16 protein-coding genes are annotated in these 19,421 nt (G+C 73.3%); 7 read left to right on the plus strand and 9 right to left on the minus strand.

What is annotated here, in order from left to right; all coding sequences use genetic code 11:
* The first annotated feature begins 47 nt into the window (after window positions 1–47).
* Both ACOTKD_RS15505 and ACOTKD_RS15510 read left to right on the plus strand, forming a co-directional pair.
* Window positions 48–1,343: a DUF1266 domain-containing protein gene (locus ACOTKD_RS15505; protein ID WP_424889523.1), complete on the plus strand. Its 1,296-nt coding sequence runs from the start codon at window positions 48–50 to the stop codon at window positions 1,341–1,343.
* Window positions 1,344–1,460: 117 nt separating this feature from the next.
* Window positions 1,461–2,969: an alpha/beta hydrolase gene (locus ACOTKD_RS15510; protein ID WP_424889524.1), complete on the plus strand. Its 1,509-nt coding sequence runs from the start codon at window positions 1,461–1,463 to the stop codon at window positions 2,967–2,969.
* Here ACOTKD_RS15510 and ACOTKD_RS15515 read toward each other — a convergent pair.
* From ACOTKD_RS15515 to ACOTKD_RS15555, 9 genes are all read right to left on the minus strand, one after another.
* Window positions 2,954–3,598 carry a LuxR C-terminal-related transcriptional regulator gene (locus ACOTKD_RS15515; RefSeq protein ID WP_424889525.1) on the minus strand — a complete coding sequence of 215 codons (645 nt, stop codon included), beginning with the start codon at window positions 3,596–3,598 and terminating at the stop codon, window positions 2,954–2,956. The two genes, ACOTKD_RS15510 and ACOTKD_RS15515, sit on opposite strands and share 16 nt — an antisense overlap.
* A complete protein-coding gene (locus ACOTKD_RS15520) occupies window positions 3,562–4,878 on the minus strand; it encodes a sensor domain-containing protein (protein WP_424889526.1) in 1,317 nt (438 codons plus the stop codon). Before ACOTKD_RS15520 ends, ACOTKD_RS15515 begins: the two co-directional genes overlap by 37 nt.
* 121 nt (window positions 4,879–4,999) lie before the next feature.
* Entirely contained in the window at window positions 5,000–5,218 is a 219-nt protein-coding gene (locus tag ACOTKD_RS15525) for a hypothetical protein (RefSeq protein WP_106678233.1), read from the minus strand.
* A 61-nt stretch (window positions 5,219–5,279) separates the two neighbouring features.
* Window positions 5,280–6,860: an acyl-CoA mutase large subunit family protein gene (locus ACOTKD_RS15530; protein ID WP_424889527.1), complete on the minus strand. Its 1,581-nt coding sequence runs from the start codon at window positions 6,858–6,860 to the stop codon at window positions 5,280–5,282.
* Window positions 6,861–7,063: 203 nt separating this feature from the next.
* Window positions 7,064–8,689 (minus strand): hypothetical protein, encoded by a 1,626-nt coding sequence (locus tag ACOTKD_RS15535; RefSeq protein WP_424889528.1) that lies wholly within the window; start codon window positions 8,687–8,689, stop codon window positions 7,064–7,066.
* Window positions 8,689–9,414: an RNA polymerase sigma factor gene (locus tag ACOTKD_RS15540; protein ID WP_424889529.1), complete on the minus strand. Its 726-nt coding sequence runs from the start codon at window positions 9,412–9,414 to the stop codon at window positions 8,689–8,691. Before ACOTKD_RS15540 ends, ACOTKD_RS15535 begins: the two co-directional genes overlap by 1 nt.
* Window positions 9,415–9,448: 34 nt before the next feature.
* Window positions 9,449–10,438: a DUF4328 domain-containing protein gene (locus ACOTKD_RS15545; RefSeq protein WP_424889530.1), complete on the minus strand. Its 990-nt coding sequence runs from the start codon at window positions 10,436–10,438 to the stop codon at window positions 9,449–9,451.
* A 331-nt stretch (window positions 10,439–10,769) separates the two neighbouring features.
* Window positions 10,770–12,845 carry a glycosyltransferase gene (locus ACOTKD_RS15550; protein ID WP_424889531.1) on the minus strand — a complete coding sequence of 692 codons (2,076 nt, stop codon included), beginning with the start codon at window positions 12,843–12,845 and terminating at the stop codon, window positions 10,770–10,772.
* 413 nt (window positions 12,846–13,258) lie between these two features.
* The gene (locus ACOTKD_RS15555; RefSeq protein WP_424889532.1) at window positions 13,259–14,902 is read right to left on the minus strand and encodes a beta-N-acetylhexosaminidase; all 1,644 of its coding nucleotides are present in this window, start codon (window positions 14,900–14,902) and stop codon (window positions 13,259–13,261) included.
* A 201-nt stretch (window positions 14,903–15,103) separates the two neighbouring features.
* Between ACOTKD_RS15555 and ACOTKD_RS15560 the strand changes: the two genes are divergently transcribed.
* The 5 genes from ACOTKD_RS15560 (at window position 15,104) to ACOTKD_RS15580 (ending at window position 19,336) form a co-directional block, all read left to right on the plus strand.
* Window positions 15,104–15,709 (plus strand): 2-oxo-4-hydroxy-4-carboxy-5-ureidoimidazoline decarboxylase, encoded by a 606-nt coding sequence (locus tag ACOTKD_RS15560; RefSeq protein WP_424889835.1) that lies wholly within the window; start codon window positions 15,104–15,106, stop codon window positions 15,707–15,709.
* A 231-nt stretch (window positions 15,710–15,940) separates the two neighbouring features.
* On the plus strand, window positions 15,941–16,321 hold the full coding sequence (gene sdhC / locus ACOTKD_RS15565; protein WP_043190173.1) for a succinate dehydrogenase, cytochrome b556 subunit: 381 nt from the start codon (window positions 15,941–15,943) through the stop codon (window positions 16,319–16,321).
* An 8-nt stretch (window positions 16,322–16,329) separates the two neighbouring features.
* Window positions 16,330–16,803, plus strand: coding sequence for a succinate dehydrogenase hydrophobic membrane anchor subunit (locus ACOTKD_RS15570; RefSeq protein WP_030368230.1), 474 nt, complete (start codon window positions 16,330–16,332; stop codon window positions 16,801–16,803).
* Window positions 16,804–16,823: 20 nt separating this feature from the next.
* Window positions 16,824–18,578 carry a succinate dehydrogenase flavoprotein subunit gene (sdhA, locus tag ACOTKD_RS15575; protein WP_424889533.1) on the plus strand — a complete coding sequence of 585 codons (1,755 nt, stop codon included), beginning with the start codon at window positions 16,824–16,826 and terminating at the stop codon, window positions 18,576–18,578.
* Complete coding sequence (locus ACOTKD_RS15580; protein WP_106681169.1) at window positions 18,578–19,336, plus strand: succinate dehydrogenase iron-sulfur subunit; 759 nt, start codon at window positions 18,578–18,580, stop codon at window positions 19,334–19,336. Before sdhA ends, ACOTKD_RS15580 begins: the two co-directional genes overlap by 1 nt.
* The last annotated feature ends 85 nt before the right edge of the window (window positions 19,337–19,421 follow it).

Genomic DNA, 19,421 nt, shown 5'->3' on the forward strand with positions numbered 1-19,421 from the left:
TGCCGGGGGCACACAGGGCTCACTGTGCCATCGCTAAAATTTCCACCATGGGCATGTTGAACGTCGAGGAGGGGCCAGTCGGCCGACCGGCAACGCCGCCTCCCTGGACCGCGCCGAGCGAGATCGAGCGGCGCCTGTACGAGGCGAAGACGCGCGGCGACTGGCCCGCCTTCTTCGACGTGCTGGCCGGGACCAACCTCTTCCTGGCCGTCTCGCGGCGGCAGGCCGACTCGGCTCCCGACGCCGTGTTCTTCACCCCGTACTGGAATCCGCAGACGAACACGCAATGCCTGGCGGTGTTCACCGAGGGGATGCTGCCGGTGCCGGTCCCCGACCCGGTGTTCGTCTCGCGTTCCTTGGAGTGGTACGGCCGCGCCTGGCAGGACGCTGATCCGCCGTTCCTGGCGGTCAACCCCGGCAGTCCCTGCGAGGCGTTCCTGCCGACGACGCCCGCTCACCGGGCCGTCTGGCGGCAGCATCACGAGCGCGCCCGCAACGCTCGCAGCGCCGACAGCGCCTGCGGGCAGTCCCACGCGCACGGCACGCTGCGCGCTCTCCACGTGGGCGGCCCCCTGCACGGGCCGGTCGCTCACGGGCTGGCCTGCGGGGCGTTGTTGTTCGTGAAGAACGGCGAGCTGTGGAATTCCATGGCCTATCACGGCACGGGTTACCACCACGAACGCCACCGGCTGGCGGAATTCTGGGGCGTCACCAGCCGTGAGGAATGGTCCCGCTCCCAGGAACAGCTGCTCAACGCGGACATGGTCAGTGACGTGTGGCAGTTCGTCCTGGGCGTCCGGCACGCGCTCGCCCGGGACTTCGCCGGGGCCGTCACCGTCGAGCACTGGCGCGAGAGCGCCGAGCGCGTGCTGCGGCGCCGCATCGAGGAGGCCGGGGAGGCCCGGATCACGCCCGAGGGGGTCACCCAGGGGCGGACCGTATCGGCAGCCGAGGCGGAGTCGCAGGTCGCGGGCGTGCGACGGATGATCGGGCGCATCGCCCGCTACGAGGCCCGCTTCCGCGCGGACGGACTGCTGCCGGAGGGCTCCTTCATCCGGACCACGGAGGCCTGGGACTACGGGCGGGCCTCCGGCATGGCCCGCTGGGGGCTCGGGGCGCGGTTCTGCACCCTGGAGGAGGCCGAGCAGGCCGTGCTCCGTGCCGGTCGTGCCGCGCAGTCCGCCTACCGCTCGTGGGAGGACTTCTCCGCCGGCTTCACCCTTGGGCGATGCCTCCACTTCGACGAGGAGGAATTCGGCAGCTGGTACCAGGAAATGGTCGACGCTCACCGTCTCCTCACCACTGACCCTGCCAGCCCCTGGCTCAACATCCCCTGGAAATAGGGCAGGAGACCCCGACATCGCCCTGACATCCAGCCCTTACGGGTATGGCTGTCCCCACCTCCGGACCGGGAGTTGGCCTCATGGGCAGGTGATCCGGCGGCGGACAGCCTTGTGTCCATGAGATCCCGTAGCCGTACAGCCGTGATCGTGGCCCTGTCCGCCGCCGCCTGTGCCACCGCGTTGAGCGTTCCCGCGCAGGCCGCCTCCTCGTCCGCCGGCCCTCCCGCCCTCAAGTGGCACCCCTGTACCGCCGAAGGCAGCGCCCCCGGGAGCGAGTGCGCCACGCTCCCCGTCCCCCTCGACTACCGCAAGCCCTCCGGGCCCACCGTCGACATCGCCGTGTCCCGGCTCCGCTCCGACCGGCCGCAGGCACGGCGCGGCACGCTCCTGCTGATAGCGGGCGGGCCCGGAGGGTCCGGGGTGGAGGACGTGGCACGGCAGGGGGAGAAGGTGCGCAAGGCCACCAAGGGGGCGTACGACATCGTCGGGCTCGATCCGCGCGGCGTCGGCGGCAGTACCGCCGCCGACTGCGGGGTGTCCGAGGACGACCGGCAGATGCTCAGCTTCCGGGCCTGGCCGCGCCCGGACGGCGACATCTCCGAGGGGATAGAACGTGCCCGGCGCATCGCCGACGCCTGTGCCCGTAACGGCGGGGACGTCCTGCGCAGTCTCACCACCCGCAACCAGGCGCGGGACATGGACCGGTTCCGCGACGCCCTGGGCGAGAAGAAGCTGTCCGCCGTCGGCACGTCCTACGGGACGTACGCCGGTGCCGTCTACGCGCAGATGTTCCCCGAGCGCACCGACCGCTGGGTGCTCGACAGCAGTGCGGACCCCGATCCCACCCGCGTGGCGCACGGCTGGCTGAACAACATGTCGGGAGGTGCCGACGACGCCTTCCCCGACTTCGCCCGGTGGGCCGCCGACCCGGCCCGCGGGAAGGACCGGGTCGCGGAGCGTGCCGAGGACGTCCGCCCCGGGTTCCTCGCGCTCGCCGCGGAGCTCGACCGCGCTCCCCGTACGTTCAAGGACACCGGCCGTCCGCTCACCGGCAACGTGCTGCGGCAGGTGATGCAGATGAGCCTGTACGGCAAGGAGCGCTACCCCACCCTGGCCACGCTGATGCGGGCCGCCCGCAGCGGCGGCGACGGCCCGGTCACCGCGCCCGACCCCTTCCCCCAGCCGCTCACGCAGCGCGACGCGGCCGTGTTCGCCGGCATCGTCTGCAACGACGTGGCCTGGCCCCGCGACGTCGCCTCGTACCAGCGGGACGTCGCCGTGGACCGCGTCCGCCATCCCCTCACCGCAGGCATGCCGGCGTCCATCACCCCGTGCGCGTTCTGGAAGGACGCGCCCGCGGAGAAGACCACCCGCATCACCTCCCGCGGCCCGTCCAACATCCTCATGGTGCAGAACCTGCGCGACCCGGCCACGCCCCACCGCGGCGGTCTGAAGATGCGCGAGGCCCTCGGCGACCGCGCCCGTCTCGTCTCCGTGGACGCCGGGGGCCACGGCGTGTGGCTCGACACCGGCAACGCCTGCAGCGACCGTGCGGTCAGCGAGTTCCTCGTCACCGGCAAGCGGCCGGCGCACGACACCCTCTGCCGCGCTCAGCGTTCCAAGTAGGCCAGGACCGCCAGCACCCGCCGGTTGTCCGTGTCGCAGGCATGCAGCTCCAGCTTCGTGAAGATGTTCCCTATGTGCTTGGACACGGCCTTCTCCGTGACGAACAGCGCCTCGGCGATGCCGGCGTTGGAGCGGCCCTGTGCCAGGCACGACAGGACCTCGCGTTCGCGCGGCGTGAGGGCGGCCACCCCGCGGTCGCGGTCCTTGCTCCCGAGGAGCTTGGAGACGACCTCGGGATCCATGACCGTGCCGCCGCCCGCCACGCACTCCAGCGTCGTCATGAACTCCACGCCGTTGGAGACCCGGTCCTTCAGGACGTAGCCCACCGCGCCCGCGCCGTCGGCGAGGAGCTCATGGGCGTAGAGCGGCTCGACGTACTGGGAGAGGAGCAGCACCGGCAGGCCGGGCAGGGCCCGGCGGGCGGTGAGGGCGGCGCGCAGGCCGTCGTCGGCGAAGCCCGGGGGGAGGCGGACGTCGACGACGGCCAGGTCGGGGCGGTGGGCGGTGAGGGCGGCGAGGAGGCCGGGACCGTTGTCGACGGCCTCGGCGACCTCGTGCCCGAAGGCCTCCAGCAGCCGGATCAGACCGTCCCTCAGCAGGAAGTGGTCCTCGGCGAGGACAACGCGCACGGCACCTCCATCGTCACGATCGTCGGGCCGCCCGCGGGGCTGCTGACGGCCAGCACGCCGTCGAAGGTGGCGAGGCGCCGTTCGAGGCCGCGCAGCCCGGTGCCGCGCGTCACGTCGGCGCCGCCGCGCCCGTCGTCGGTCACGGTCACCCGCAGCGTGCCGTCCGCCTCCTCGTAGCGGGCGTCGATCCACGCCCGCCCGGCGCCGGAGTGCTTGGCGGCGTTGGTCAGGGCCTCGGAGACCGCGAAGTACAGGGCGGACTCGACGGGCGGCTCGGGGCGCCCGGGCACCTCGAAGACCACCTCCGTGGTCAGCGGGCTGACCATGGCCAGGGCCCGTACGGCGTCGGGCAGGCCGCGGTCGGCGAGGACCGGCGGGTGAATGCCGCGCACGAGGTCGCGCAGCTCCTCCAGCGCTTTGGCGGACGATTTGCGGGCCTCGCTCAGCAGCCCCCGGACGGCCTCGGGGTTCTTCTCCAGCAGGTGTTCGGCAGCGTCCAGGGTCATGCCCATGGCCACGAGGCGCGCCTGCGCGCCGTCGTGCAGGTCCCGCTCGATGCGCCGGATCTCTGCCATCTGCGCGTCGGCGGCGTACGAGCGCGTCGTGGAGAGGTGCTCGATGCGGTGGGCCATCCGCTCGGCCTCGCCCGGTGCGAGGAGCGTACGGGCGAACCGGGCGTGGGCGCGCACCGTCCGTGGCGCGACCCAGAGCGCGAGCCCCAGCTCGCAGACGCCCAGCACCCCGGCGAGCGTGGCCGTGACCGGGCCCTCGACGGGCAGGAAGCCGAACCGGATCCCGCCCCACGCGTCCGCGAGCCGCTCCCCCTCGAAGCCGAGGAAGACGCCCCAGAGGCCGCTGAGGACGAGGGCGAGCGGTGCGAAGGCCAGCGCTCCGCCCACGATCGGGCCGACGGTCACCCAGCGCCAGTCCCGCCAGGTCCGGCCGTCCTTGAGGACGAGCCGGGCGCGGGCGACCACGCCCTCCGAAGCCGGCGCGGGCGGCTCGTACGGAGGCGCGTACGGGTCGGGGATGCCGACCCCCGACCACCGGCGGGCCAGCTCACGCTGCCCGGCAGCCAGCCCGCGTATCTTCTGCGCGGCGCGCGGCAGCAGCAACAGGCCCAGGCCGCAGCCGGCCGTCGTGACCGCGAGGCCGAACCACAGGCCCGCCAGGCTCTCCGTGACCGACAGCGCGCTGAGCACGAGGGAGCGCCGTAGCGCCTTGAGCCCCGTGACCAGTCCCTTGCCGAGGGAGAAGCCCTCGCGCCTCTCTTCCTTCATTCCCGTCCGCCCCGTGCCGTTCCTGTACGTCCCGTCATTCTCCGGGGTCACACGGGCGCGTGTCGGTGGGAGAAACTCCCCTCTTCGCGGAACCCCGGTCAGATCTTCGCGGAACCCCCGGTCAGAACAGCTGCTGCTGGCCGTCCATCGGCGGCTCCTCCGGGTCGAACAGCCGCGGTTCCGTCGCCAGCAGCGGCGCCGAGCGGCGCGAGCCCGGGCAGGAGACCAGCTCGTACGAGAAGGCGGGGCGGCGGCCCGGCGGGTCGTGGCGGGCGTAGCGGCCGCCGACGACGGCGATCTCGCGAGTGCATACGGGGCAGGCGCGGCGGGGAGCGGACATACCCTCCAGTGTCGCTCACGGAGAGCACGCGGAGAACCGCCCCGGAAGACGTCGGATGACGTCAGAAGACGTCCGCCGGGACGTGCGTCCCCCACACCTCCCGCAGCACGTTGCACACCTCCCCCACCGTCGCCCGCGCCCGCAGCGCGTCCTTCAGCGGATACAGGACGTTGTCCGTCCCCGCGGCGGCCTCGCGCAGGGCCGTCAGCGCGGCCTCCACCGCCCGGCCGTCCCGTTCCTCCCGCAGCCGCGCGAGCCGCTCCCGCTGCCGGGACTCGATGGCGGGGTCCACGCGCAGCGGTTCGTACGGCTCCTCCTCGTCGAGCCGGAAGCGGTTGACGCCGACGACGACGCGCTCGCCGCTGTCGGTCTCCTGGGCGATGCGGTACGCGTTGCGCTCGATCTCGGCCTTCTGGAAGCCCTGTTCGATGGCGGCGACCGCCCCGCCGCGCTCCTCCACGCGGGTCATGAGGTCCACCGCCGCCGCCTCGACCGCGTCGGTCAGGGACTCCACCGCGTACGAGCCGGCGAACGGGTCGACGGTGGCCGTCACGTCCGTCTCGTACGCGAGGACCTGCTGCGTGCGCAGCGCCAGCCGGGCCGCCTTGTCCGTCGGCAGGGCGATGGCCTCGTCGAAGGAGTTGGTGTGCAGGGACTGGGTGCCGCCGAGGACGGCCGCGAGGCCCTGGACGGCGACGCGCACGAGGTTCACCTCCGGCTGCTGGGCGGTGAGCTGGACGCCGGCCGTCTGCGTGTGGAAGCGCAGCATCTGCGACTTCGGGTCGCGGGCGCCGAACTCCTCCTTCATCACCCGCGCCCAGATCCGCCGGGCCGCCCGGAACTTGGCGACCTCCTCCAGCAGCGTCGTGCGCGAGACGAAGAAGAAGGACAGGCGCGGGGCGAAGGCGTCGACGTCCATGCCGGCGGCCACCGCCGTGCGGACGTACTCGATGCCGTTGGCGAGGGTGAAGGCGATCTCCTGCGCGGGCGAGGCGCCGGCCTCGGCCATGTGGTAGCCCGAGATCGAGATCATGTTCCATTTGGGGAGCTCGGCGCCGCAGTACGCGAAGGTGTCGGCCACCAGCCGCAGCGACGGCTTCGGCGGGAAGATGTACGTGCCGCGGGCGATGTACTCCTTGAGGACGTCGTTCTGGACCGTGCCGGTGAGGCGGTCCGCGGGGACGCCCTGCTCCTCGCCCACGAGCTGGTACATCAGCAGCAGGAGCGCGGCGGGGGCGTTGATGGTCATCGACGTGGAGACCTCGCCGAGCGGGATGCCGCCGAAGAGCACCCGCATGTCCTCGACGGAGTCGACGGCGACGCCCACCTTGCCGACCTCGCCGCTCGCGACGTCCGCGTCGGAGTCGTGGCCCATCTGCGTGGGCAGGTCGAAGGCGACGGACAGGCCGGTGGTGCCGTGCGCGATGAGCTGCCGGTAGCGGGCGTTGGACTCCGCGGCGGTGCCGAAGCCCGCGTACTGGCGCATCGTCCAGGGCCGGCCCGTGTACATCGTCGGGTACACGCCCCGCGTGTAGGGGTACGCGCCGGGCGCGCCGAGCCGCTCGGCGGGGTCCCAGCCGGCGAGGGCCTCGGGGCCGTAGACGGGCTGGAAGGGCAGGCCTGATTCGGTCGACCGGGTCATGGGATGCGACGCCTCCCGCTCTCCGCTGCGGAGCGCCCTCGGTGGCGGGCGTTCCTCCACCGGACTCTAGCGGCGGGGCGGGCGGAAGAGAGGGGGGCGCGGGCAGAGCCGGGGGAAGAGCCCCGCCCGCGCCGATGCGCAGGAGCCGACGGTATGGGGGGAACTCCGGCTCATGCGCAGCCGATGACCAGTCGGCTCACTTCCTACAGCGCCGCGGGGTCGGAAAACGTCACACCCGGGGCCGGAGCGCCGAAACCCGTACTGCTCCGGACGGGCGGCACAAGGCGGAATACTCCGTTCGGATCGCCGGTACCGCCGCTGCCGTCGCCGCCCGTGCCGGAGCCGGCCGGGCCGCTCGTGAGCCCGCCGGTTCCCGTCGCCGTGCCGGAGCGGGCGGCGTCGTCCGCCTTGACCAGGCGCTCGCAGAAGGCGCGCAGGTCGACGGCGCTGCCGATGCCGGCGGCGCGCTCCAGCGTGCGGACGTCGTCCTCGTCGACGGTGCTGCCGCGGTGCTTCTGGGCGTCCAGGTAGTCGCGGCACATGCGGACGGCCCAGGCCGTGCCGGGCTTCGTGCCGTCGCCACGGCCGTTGCCGTCCTTGTCGCCGTCCTTGCTCCTGCCGGGGCGCGGCGAGGCGGACGGGGAGCCCGCGGGCTCGTTCCTGTCGCCGGGCGTACGGCTCCTGCCCGCGCCGGGCGCGGAGCTGCCGGACCCGTCGGGGGTGCCGCTGCCGCTCGGGCCGCCGTCCCGGCCGCGGGACGGCGAGGCGCCGGGTACGCGGCGGCCGTCCGGTGTGACGTTCCCGGCGGGGTCGTCGCCGAAGGCGGACACGCTGGGCGCGGCCGCGGGCTCCCCGCCCGCCCGGCCGAAGGGCGCGGGCAGCACGCCCGCGCCGGCGGCCACCGCGACCCCGCCGATCGCACAGCCCGCGAGGGCCGTGACCAGCGCGGCCTTGACGGGCTGCCAGCGGGAGAAGAGCCGGCGGCGCGGGGCGGCGGGGACGCCGAGCCGCACGGAGGGTTCGGGCGCGGACTCGGGCGTGACGGGAACCGCCACGGCGGCGTTCGCCTCGCGGAACGCGGCCAGCGCGGCCTCTTCCCCGGGCAGCGGCACACCGTCCACGGCCGGCGGGGGCACGAGTGCGCGGAGCGCGGCGACGAGCCGCTCGGCCTCGGCCGGAACGGGGGCGCCCTCCGGCGCGGGGCTGCCGGCGCGGCCGTCCGGCGCGCTCCGGGCCGCCCGGGGCGCGGGGGCCGCGCCGCTCGCGGCTTCCGCCCCGGAGGCGAATGCGCCGGTCCCGGCTACGGTGCGGCCTCCTGGGGAGGCGTCGTCGGTGACGGCTTCGGCATGGGCTTCGGCATGGACTTCGGCAGCGGCACCGGCTTCGGCGGCGGGCACGCCGACCGCACCGGCTGCAGACCCGCCGTCGCCGGCCGCGCCGACCGCAGAGAGGCCGGTTTGGTCCGCACCGGACCCCGCAGCGCCGGTCGTCCGGTCCGCACCGGAGCCCGCAACGCCCGCCGTCCGCTCCGTACCGGAACCCGCAGCACCCGCCACCCGGCCCGCACCCGAACCCGCGGCACCCGCCGTCCACTCCGCACCCGAACCCGCACCGCCCGAGGCGCCGCCGGTGGCACCCGTGCCCGAGGCGCCGCCGTCGTGCGCAGTCCCGTTTTCAGGAGCGTCGCCGGCCGGATCGGCCGTCATGTCTTCGTCGGCAGTTGCGCTGCCTCGCGCCGGGCCGGCGGCAGGCGACCCGTTCAGCAAGCGCTCCACGGCGTCGTCGTCCAGCCAGTCTTCCAGCCAGTCGTACCGGTGGTCGTCCGCCATCACATGTCCTTCTGCGTCCGAGCACGCATTTGCGTCACACCGGCAGAAGCGTTCGCTCCGGGGTGGTCCCCGGGGTGTGCCCGCCGCTGCTGGGGGACGGCTTCGGTGACCCGCTTGCCCGCCGGCACCGTTCCGTTCGCCCCCACAGTCCCGGTCGCCGCATCGACCCCGTTGGTTCCCGCCGTGACCATTTCGGCCAGCCGGCGCAGCCCGCGGTGCGCGGCGGTGCGCACCGCGCCCGGGCGTTTGCCGAGCACCCCGGCCGCGCTCTTCGCGTCGAGGCCGACGACGACGCGCAGCACGACGGCCTCGGCCTGGTCCTGCGGGAGCTGCGCTATCAGCGCGAGGGTGTTGCCGGTGCCGAGGGCCTCCAGGGCCTCCCCGGCAGTGTCGGCGTCGGCGGCGCGGCCGGCGAGCTCGCTCTCGTCGCCGCCGATGGCCGGGCGCCGGCCGCGCATGCGTATGTGGTCCAGGGCGCGGTTGCGCGCGATCCGCGCGGCCCAGCCCCGGAAACGGTCCGCGTCGCCGCTGAACCGGCCGAGGTCACGGGCTATCTGCAGCCACGCCTCGGACGCCACGTCCTCCGCGTCGGCCTCGCCGACGAGCGTCCGCACGTACCCGAGCAGACGGGGCTGCACGGAGCGGTAGACCGTACGGAATGCCGTCTCGTCCCCACCCTGGGCCGCGCACACCGCGGCCGTCAGCTCGGCGTCGTCCCCCTGCACGCCCTCATCCTGCACCACTCGGAGATTCCGTGGCTCAGTAGCCCGCCGGCCCGCTGCCGTAAGGATTCTGCGGCGGGTGGGGCCAGCCGGCCGCGGGGCCGCCGGGCTGCTGCCCGGGGACATACCCGGGCGCGCCGTACGGCACACCGGCGGGCACGGGTCCGCCGGGCGCGCCGGGCATGCCGGCCGGGCCCGCCATCGCGCGCTGCTCCTGCAGGCCGCCGAGCTGGCGGACGACGAGCAGGGCCAGGACGCCGGCGACGGCCATCAGCAGCGTGCCGAAGCTCGCGACGTTGACCGAGTTCTGCAGCGCCTCGACGTCCTCGCGCCAGGTCGAGCCGTCGTAGCCCTTGGTGGCGATCCGCGCGCTGGCGCCGGCGCTCAGCGCGGACGAGACGATCTTGCAGACCATGGCGGCGATCCACAGGGTCCACCAGGAGTTCAGCAGGCCCTTGGGGGCGCGGGCGCCCGGTAGAGCGCTGCTCTTGTAGATGTCGTTGGCGATCTGCTTGGGGAACCAGAGGTTGACGACCGGCGTGAACCACGCGCCCGCCGCCCAGCCGATGCCGAACCGGTGGCCGCCGGGCGCGAAGAACTCGGCGTTGATCCGGGCGCGCCGGAACCAGACGGCCCAGAGCGTGGCCGTCGCGGCCGTGGCCAGGAAGGACAGGATGGTGGTCACCGTGGCCGCGCCCTGCGCGTCCTCCAGGTCGCCCTCCGTGGTGGCGGTCACACCGTTGTCCAGCATGTCCTGCAGCGCCATGCGCGTCTGGGTGCCGGCCCAGAAGACGGCCAGCATGACCGCCACGCTCACGCCGAGCGCGACCATCAGCCCGATGCGCAGGCCGCGGCGCAGGTCGACGCCGCCGACGGGCATCGGGGCGGCCGGCATCGCGGGGGCGTACGGGTAGGCGGGCGCGGGGCCGGGCGCCATGGCGGCGGCCTGCTGCTGGTATGCGCCGCAGGCGGCGCAGCGGCCGTCCGGACCGACGGCGGCGGCGCGGCAGTTACCGCACGGATACATAGGTGAGAACCCCCTGGGAGCGGCCGGCTTCCCGTTCGTCCGGATTGCCCCGGCCACTGGAACCAACAAGCGAGAGATGCGCACCGGCACCGGCGCGGACCCGCACGTTACGGGCAGTGACCCGGCTTCGTCCAGAAAGGGTCACCGGCACCCCGGCGCGGGGACCCCGCACCGGCCGGTCTGACAGTGTGACGAATTAATGGCCTGCGGCGCTGTAGGAGGTGTGGGCCCCACCAGGGTTCACGCCGGACGGCGGTCGGTGCCTCTCCTGTGGGGGGTGGCGGCACCGGCCGTCCTCCGTTCCGGCCCGCCCTCCCCCTGCCGCGAGGGCCTACGCCGCGTCCTCCCGCGCCACGTCCTTCACCGTGATCGTCAGGTCGTTCGTCACCGTGAAGTACGGGCGCAGCCGCACCTCGCCGCGGACGGCGCCCGGGAAGGTGTCGACGCCCTTGCGGTCGGCGAAGTCGCCGGCGAGCCGGCCGACGCGCACGAGCGCCGCGCCCGCCTTCGGCCGCACCCACAGGTCCCACAGGTCCTGCTCCTCGTCCGGCTTCTGCCGCTGCCGCATCGGCTCGTAGGGCAGGGTCCCCGAGCCGTCGGCCAGCGGTGCGCGGACGTCGCCGGCCGAGCCGTCGCCGTGCCGCAGCCGCGCGATCAGCTCGCCGCCCGCGCCGAGCTCGGTGCCGTACGCCCGGACGCCGACGCGGATGCCGTCGTCGCCGACGACCACCTCGGCGGCCTCGGCGTGCTGGGGGCGCAGCCAGGTGCGGACGGCGAGGAAGCCGTCGCTCGTCTCGTACGGGACGACGGCGGCGACGCCGGCCGCGGTCTCCGCGAGGTCCAGGCCGAGCAGGCCCTTCTGCTCGACGAGCGCGGCGGTGAGCCGGCGGCGCGACTTGTCGCCGGAGCGCTCGGCGTAGGTGTCCCAGCGGCCCTCGGCCAGGGGGTGCGCGGCGCGGTCGAGGCGGGCCTCGACCCAGGTGCCGGGCTCGCGGCGGGCGGGGAGCGGCACGCGCACGGCCTCCTTGCCCTTGGTGCCGCGGTGCCGCAGGAGCAGGTGGGTGTCGGCGGCGGTGAGCTGGTCGGCGCGCAGCCGCACGACGAGGGAGCCGTCGGCGGCGACGGCGCAGCGGGCCTCGGGGTGGGCGGTCCCGGCCGGGGCGGGGGCGGCCACGGCCGGCTGCTTCTTGCGGCCGCCGCCGAAGAGCCCGCCGAACAGGCCCTTCTTCTTCTCCGCGACGGTCGTGGAGCCCGGGCGCAGCTCCTCGAACAGCTCCTCGTAGCGGGCGGCGATGCGGGAGGGCTCGTAGCGGCCGGCGGTCTCGCGGGCGGCGGCGCCGAGGCGGGCGCGCAGGGCGGCGTCCCCGGTGACCCTCAGCAGGGCGTCGGCGTAGGCGTCGACGGCGTCGGAGTCGTCGAGGGGCACGAGCACGCCGTCCGTGCCGTCGGTGAGGATCTCGCGCGGGCCGTACGGGCAGTCGGTCGCGACGACCGGCAGGCCGGCGTGCATGGCCTCGACGATCGTCATGCCGAAGGACTCGGCGTCGGAGGCGACGGCCGCGACGGCGCCCTTGGACCACTCGGTCTCGATGGGCGAGCGGGCGCCCATGAGCGTGATCCGCTCGTACAGGCCGAGCTCCTCGATCTGCTTGCGCAGCTTGGCCTTGGCGGGGCCGCGGCCGTAGATGCGCAGGTGCCACTCGGGGCGCTGGGCGGCGACCTTCGCGAAGGCGGCGATGAGCCGGTCGTAGCGCTTGACGGCGACGAGCCGGCCCGCGGAGACGATCAGGCGGGAGGTGCCGTCGGAGGGCTCCGCGGCCGGGGCGGGGACGGCGTTGGGGATGGAGAGGATGCGCGCGCGGGCGTCGGGGAGGGCCTCCCGGTAGTGCCCGGCGTCGGCCTCGGAGACGGTGGTGAAGGCGTCGAGGGCGGAGATCGCCGGGTCCATCACCGCGTGCAGCTCGGGCACGTGGGCCTCGTGCGTGAGGTGCTCCTGGCCCAGGCGCAGGTAGCGGCCTGCGCCGTACGTGGAGAGGTAGCCGATCAGCTTGGGGCGGGTGGCGATGACCACGTCGGCGTCGGTGGCGGCGAGGTGGTCGCGCACGCGCTGGTCGGTGAGGGCCGTCGCGGCCATGCGGCCGTTGTCGATGCGCTCGTCCCGGAAGATCGCGCTGGGCTGCTGGTTGAGCGGCGCCTCGTACTCGTCGCCGTCGGTGCCCTCGCGCAGGTCGACCAGCGGCGTGAGGCGCACCCGCGGGTCGATGACCAGCTCGGGCTCGTCCACGGGCCGGTTGACGCTGATGATCCGCACCTCGTGCCGGTCCGCGAGGGCGGCGGCGAGGTTGACGGTCGAGCGGATGGTGCCGCCGATGCCGTACGCGTTGTGCAGCAGGAATTCGATCTTCATCGGGCCCTCGTTCGGATGCGCGTGCCTTCCCCCGGAGGTTAGGCCCTCCGGGGGGACGGTCGCACGCACCGGGCGCGGCCGCCCGGCCCTTGGCCGGGGTTGTACCGGTAGCTCCGCATTCCGCGGGTCCCGCCTGCGGTGGGGGCGGGCGATGCCGTACGGGTTCGAGTGGGTCCGGCACCGCCGGATGCCGCCGCTGTGGCTGCTCGCCGCGGCGGCGGTGCGAGGGGTGACGGGTGTCACCCTTCACCGGCCCCGGCAGGCCGGCAGCCCGGCAGTCCCACAGGTCAGGGAACCCGGCAGCCCGGCAGGTCAAAGATGCTGCCGCATCCCTGAATCCGCCGCCGCGGCGCGCCACCGCTATGGCGAGGGTCCGGCGGAATCGGGCGTCACCGGAGCCCCTGCATGACCGCCTAACGGACGGCCGCGTCCAGGGACGCGAAGTCCCGCCACGGCATCGCCGGCCGGCGCGCGTCCCACAGCCGCTGGGCCGTCGCCGCGAGCGGCAGCCGGATGCCGGAGGCGACCTGCTGCGGCGTCTGCGCGGCGGCCCGGTCGCACCAGACGGCGAGCCGGCCGCCCATCACCCGGTCCGGCCCGGCGGGCGCGGGCACCGGTGCCGTGCCGCGCAGCACCGCCGGCGACCACTGTTCGTAGATGCGCTGCCCGGTCGGGTACGTGAACTGGTTGGGCTCGCCGAGGACGTAATAGAGGTATTCGTCGTTGAGGTTGACGAGCTTGCGGCCCTCGTTGAGGTAGTCCTGCGGGGCGCGGGCGCCGATCTCCTTGCCCGTCCAGTACTCGACCTCGATGTCCTTGTTCGCGGTGACGACGCCGCCGGGGAAGAAGCCGTCGTTCCACGCCTTGGCCTTCTTGCCGAGGGTGCGCACGACGGCGGCGCGGTCGTTGAGCCAGCCGGTGGCCAGGTCCTGGACGCGGGCGCGCGGCCCGTACTTCTCCTTGGCGCGGGCGGCCAGGCGCGGGTAGGAGGCCTCGGGGTTCTTGGCCATCAGGGCGCGGTACTCGTCGGCGCCGAGGTGGAAGTACGGCCCGGGGAAGAGGGGGGCGTACTCGCGGAGCAGGTCGTCGACGATGCGGGCGGAGTCGGCGTTGGCGATGTCGATCGCGCCGCGGGCGGCGGTGCCGGCGGCGTCGCGCAGCTGCAGCGTGGGGTGGGCCGCGATCACGGCGCCGAGGTGGCCGGGCGAGTCGAGCTCGGGAACGACGGTGACGTGCAGGGACTCGGCGAGGGCCACGATGCGGCGGACCTCGGCCTTGGTCAGGTGCTGCTTGGAGACGATCTCGGGGTGGGAGTCGCTCTCGATGCGGAACCCCTGGTCGTCGGAGAAGTGCAGGGCGAGCTGGTTGAGCTTGAGGGCGGACAGCTCGCGCAGGCGGTCCTCGATCCAGCGGGCGGTGAAGTGCTTGCGGGCGATGTCGAGGTGGAGGCCGCGCTGGGCGCGGTCGGGGGCGTCGCGGACGACGCCCTCGGGGAGTCCGCCGCCGGAGCGCACGGCCTGCAGGAGGGTGCGCGTGCCGTAGAACACGCCGGGCTCGCCGGCCGAGGCGACCAGCACCCTGCCGTCGCGGGCGGTCAGCTCGTAGCCCTCGGCCGCGAGCGGTCCCGGGCCCGCGCCGCCGGGGCGCAGGGCGAGCTCGACGTCGCCGGAGCGGGCGGGGCCCGCGGCCGCGTACTGCAGGTGGAGCTCGCCGGCGAGCCGGCGGCCCTCGTCGGCGAGCGGGCCGGAGGCGATCACGCGGGCGCCGTCCGCGGGCCGCCAGCCGGGGCCGGGGGCGGACTCGGCGGAGCGGACGGCGGGGATGGCGCGGGGGATGCCGGCGGGGACGGGGGCCTGCGCGGAGGACTGCCGGGCGGACGAGCCGGCAGCCGAGGGCGAGGCGGAGGAGGCCCGCGGGGAGCGCGAGTCGTCCTGGCCGGGCCGGCCGGTGCCGCCTTCGCGGGGGCAGCCCATCAGCGTCATGGTGACGAGGAGGACGCCGGCGCAGACGGTCCCGCGGACGGCCGATGCCCTTGTCGTCCTGAGGCGCAGTCCCATGGAGCAAGCCTCCTCTTATGAGACCTTTCGGTCCGCTTGCCCCAAAAATAATGGCTTTTGTCCGCAAAGGGACGGCCCATGTCCACTGCGCGCCGGAAATCGCCTCCGTCCGAATGAAATTCCTGCATCGCTCGGCCGCTGTCCGATAAGCGTCGCTACGGTGGCGGCCCAGTTTGACTCGCCGGAGATCGGGGGCCCGCGCTGTCCCACGCCGAACGTCACGGCCTCGAACGTCACGGCCTCGACCGGCTCAACTCCGCCGCGCCGGGCGCCGCCGAAGCCGCACTCCTGGCCTGCTGCGGGAGCCGCCGCTGGGCCCGCCACCTCGCCGACCTGCGGCCCTACCCCGACCTGCGCACCCTGCTGCGCACGGCGGAGCACATCGCCCGCGCCCTCGGCCCGGCCGACCTGGCCGAGGCGCTCGCCGACGAGACGGTCCCCCAGCACCTGTTCACAGGCTCCGGCCGCGCGGCCTCCCGGGGGTCCCCGGGCGCCCCGCCCTCCCCCGCGACCGAGGCGGCCCGCCGCGCCTTACGCCGGGCCCACGCCGCTTACGAGCACAGATTCGGCCATGTTTTCGTGCTGTGCCTGGACGGCTGCCGCCCGGACGAGGCCCTGGACCGCTCCCTGGCCTCCCTGCGCGTCCGCCTGGCCGCCGCCCCGGCGGACGAGGCCGCCGTCACCGCCGCCGAGCTCTCCCGGCTCGCCCGCGGCCGGCTCGCCCGGCTCGCGCCGGACACCCCGCCCGTGCGGCCGCACACCCTGCGGCCCTGCGGGCCGCAACAGGCCCGACCCGGTGGGACATAACACCCATTCAGCCGAACATCGCAGGTCACAAGGGGGACGCCCAGCACCCCGGAAGCACCCCTTCCGGCCCTTGACCGGCGCGTACATGCCTGTTTGATCACACCTGCGGACCCCGGGACGCCGAACCGACAAGGCGTCGCTACGATGGCCAGGGCCGGTGGACCGTACCCGGCCGGGCCCGACCGACAGAGAAGCCGGCAGGCCCTGATCCCCGCTCCCGGAGGGTTTTCCGTGCCGGCTGGAACGCTGTACCGCGGCCGGGAAGGCATGTGGTCCTGGGTGGCTCATCGAGTCACCGGCGTCCTCATTTTCTTCTTCCTGTTCGTGCACGTCCTGGACACCGCGCTCGTCCGCGTCTCCCCCGAGGCGTACGACGACGTCGTCGCGACGTACAAGACGCCCGTCGTGAATGTGATGGAGTACGGCCTCGTCGCCGCCATCCTCTTCCACGCGCTCAACGGCCTCCGCATCATCGCGGTGGACTTCTGGTCCAAGGGACCGCGGCACCAGAAGCAGATGCTGTGGTGGGTCGTCGGTATCTGGGTCGTGCTGATGGGCGGCGCCTTCTACCCCGTGCTCCAGCACACGCTGCGCACGCTGTTCGGGAGCTGAGTCGCGAAATGTCTGAAACCACCCCCGCCACCGCCGCCGCGGCCGACGTCTCCCTCTACGACGTCGACAACCCGGCCCCGGTCATCGAGGCGCCCCGCAAGCGCACCAAGAAGACCCCGAAGACGACCCGCACCAACTTCGAGCTGTACGGCTGGCTGTTCATGCGGCTGTCCGGCATCGTCCTGGTCGTCCTGGTCCTCGGCCACCTGCTGATCCAGCTCGTCCTCGACGGCGGCGTCAGCAAGATCGGCTTCGCCTTCGTGGCCGGCCGCTGGGCCTCGCCGTTCTGGCAGGCCTGGGACCTGGTCATGCTCTGGCTCGCGATGCTCCACGGCGCCAACGGCCTCCGCACGGTCATCAACGACTACGCGGAGCGCGCGACGACCCGTTTCTGGCTGAAGAACCTGCTGTACGCGGCCACGGTGTTCACCGTCCTGCTGGGCACGCTGGTGATCTTCACCTTCGACCCGAACATCCGCTAGAGCCCGGGGCTGACGACACCATGAAGATCCACAAGTACGACACCGTCATCGTCGGCGCCGGTGGCGCCGGCATGCGCGCCGCCATCGAGGCGACGAAGCGCAGCCGGACCGCGGTCCTGACGAAGCTCTACCCCACCCGCTCCCACACCGGCGCCGCCCAGGGCGGCATGGCCGCCGCCCTCGCGAACGTCGAGGAGGACAACTGGGAGTGGCACACCTTCGACACGGTCAAGGGCGGTGACTACCTGGTCGACCAGGACGCCGCCGAGATCCTGGCGAAGGAGGCCATCGACGCGGTCCTCGACCTGGAGAAGATGGGCCTGCCGTTCAACCGCACCCCGGACGGCACCATCGACCAGCGCCGCTTCGGCGGTCACAGCCGCAACCACGGCGAGGCCCCGGTCCGCCGGTCCTGCTACGCCGCGGACCGCACCGGCCACATGATCCTCCAGACGCTGTACCAGAACTGCGTCAAGGAGGGCGTGGAGTTCTTCAACGAGTTCTACGTCCTGGACCAGCTGATCACCGAGGTCGACGGCGTCAAGAAGTCCGCCGGCGTCGTCGCGTACGAGCTGGCCACCGGCGAGATCCACGTCTTCCAGGCGAAGGCCGTCATCTACGCCTCCGGCGGCACCGGCAAGTTCTTCAAGGTGACCTCCAACGCGCACACCCTCACGGGTGACGGCCAGGCGGCCTGCTACCGCCGCGGCCTGCCGCTGGAGGACATGGAGTTCTTCCAGTTCCACCCGACGGGCATCTGGCGCATGGGCATCCTGCTGACGGAGGGCGCCCGCGGTGAGGGCGGCATCCTCCGCAACAAGGACGGCGAGCGCTTCATGGAGAAGTACGCGCCGGTCATGAAGGACCTCGCGTCCCGCGACGTCGTCTCGCGCTCCATCTACACGGAGATCCGCGAGGGTCGCGGCTGCGGTCCCGAGGGCGACCACGTCTACCTCGACCTCACCCACCTGCCGCCGGAGCAGCTGGACGCCAAGCTGCCGGACATCACCGAGTTCGCGCGCACGTACCTCGGCATCGAGCCCTACACGGACCCGATCCCGATCCAGCCCACCGCGCACTACGCCATGGGCGGCATCCCGACCAACGTCGAGGGCGAGGTGCTGGCCGACAACGACACCGTCGTCCCCGGCCTCTACGCCGCCGGCGAGGTCGCCTGCGTGTCCGTGCACGGCGCCAACCGCCTGGGCACCAACTCGCTGCTCGACATCAACGTCTTCGGCCGCCGCGCGGGCATCGCCGCCGCGGAGTACTCCGCGAAGGCCGACTACGTCGAGCTGCCGGAGAACCCGGCGCAGCTCGTCGCCGACCAGGTCGAGCGGCTGCGCAACTCCACCGGCAAGGAGCGGGTCGCCGAGCTCCGCAAGGAGCTGCAGGAGACCATGGACGCCAACGTCATGGTCTTCCGCACCGAGCAGACCATCAAGACGGCCGTCGAGAAGATCGCCGAGCTGCGCGAGCGCTACAAGAACGTGTCCGTCCAGGACAAGGGCAAGCGCTTCAACACCGACCTGCTGGAGGCCATCGAGCTGGGCAACCTGCTCGACCTGGCCGAGGTGATGGCCGTGTCCGCGCTGGCGCGCAAGGAGTCCCGCGGTGGTCACTACCGCGAGGACTTCCCCCACCGCGACGACGTCAACTTCATGCGCCACACCATGGCGTACCGCGAGGTCGACGCGGACGGCAAGGACTCGATCCGCCTCGACTACAAGCCGGTCGTCCAGACCCGCTACCAGCCGATGGAGCGTAAGTACTGATGAGCACCGCGACTCTCGACAAGGTCGAGGCCGAATCCGCGGCCTCGCCCTACATCACGGTCACCTTCCGTATCCGCCGGTTCAACCCGGAGGTCTCGGACGAGGCCATGTGGCAGGACTTCGAGGTCGAGATCGACCCGAAGGAGCGCGTCCTCGACGGTCTCCACAAGATCAAGTGGGAACTCGACGGCACGCTGACGTTCCGCCGCTCCTGCGCGCACGGCATCTGCGGCTCCGACGCCATGCGGATCAACGGCAAGAACCGCCTCGCGTGCAAGACCCTGATCAAGGACATCAACCCCGCCAAGCCGATCACGGTCGAGCCCATCAAGGGCCTCACGGTCCTGAAGGACCTCGTGGTCGACATGGAGCCGTTCTTCCAGGCCTACCGCGACGTCATGCCCTTCCTGATCACCAAGGGCAACGAGCCGACGCGCGAGCGCCTGCAGTCCGCCGAGGACCGCGAGCGCTTCGACGACACCACCAAGTGCATCCTGTGCGCCGCGTGCACCTCCTCGTGCCCGGTGTTCTGGAACGACGGCCAGTACTTCGGCCCGGCGGCGATCGTCAACGCCCACCGCTTCATCTTCGACTCGCGCGACGAGGCCGGTGAGCAGCGGCTGGAGATCCTCAACGACAAGGACGGCGTGTGGCGCTGCCGCACGACGTTCAACTGCACGGACGCCTGCCCGCGTGGCATCGAGGTCACCAAGGCGATCCAGGAGGTGAAGCGGGCGCTGATCACGCGCCGCTTCTGACCTCCGGTCCGGTTCGCCGGTTCGCGTGGCGTGGGGGGCCCGGGCCCCCCCGGGGGGGGGGGGGCCCCCCCCCCGCGCCAAGCCG

The sequence above is a fragment of the Streptomyces sp. XH2 genome, assembly GCF_049725035.1.
Lineage (GTDB): Bacteria > Actinomycetota > Actinomycetes > Streptomycetales > Streptomycetaceae > Streptomyces > Streptomyces roseoverticillatus.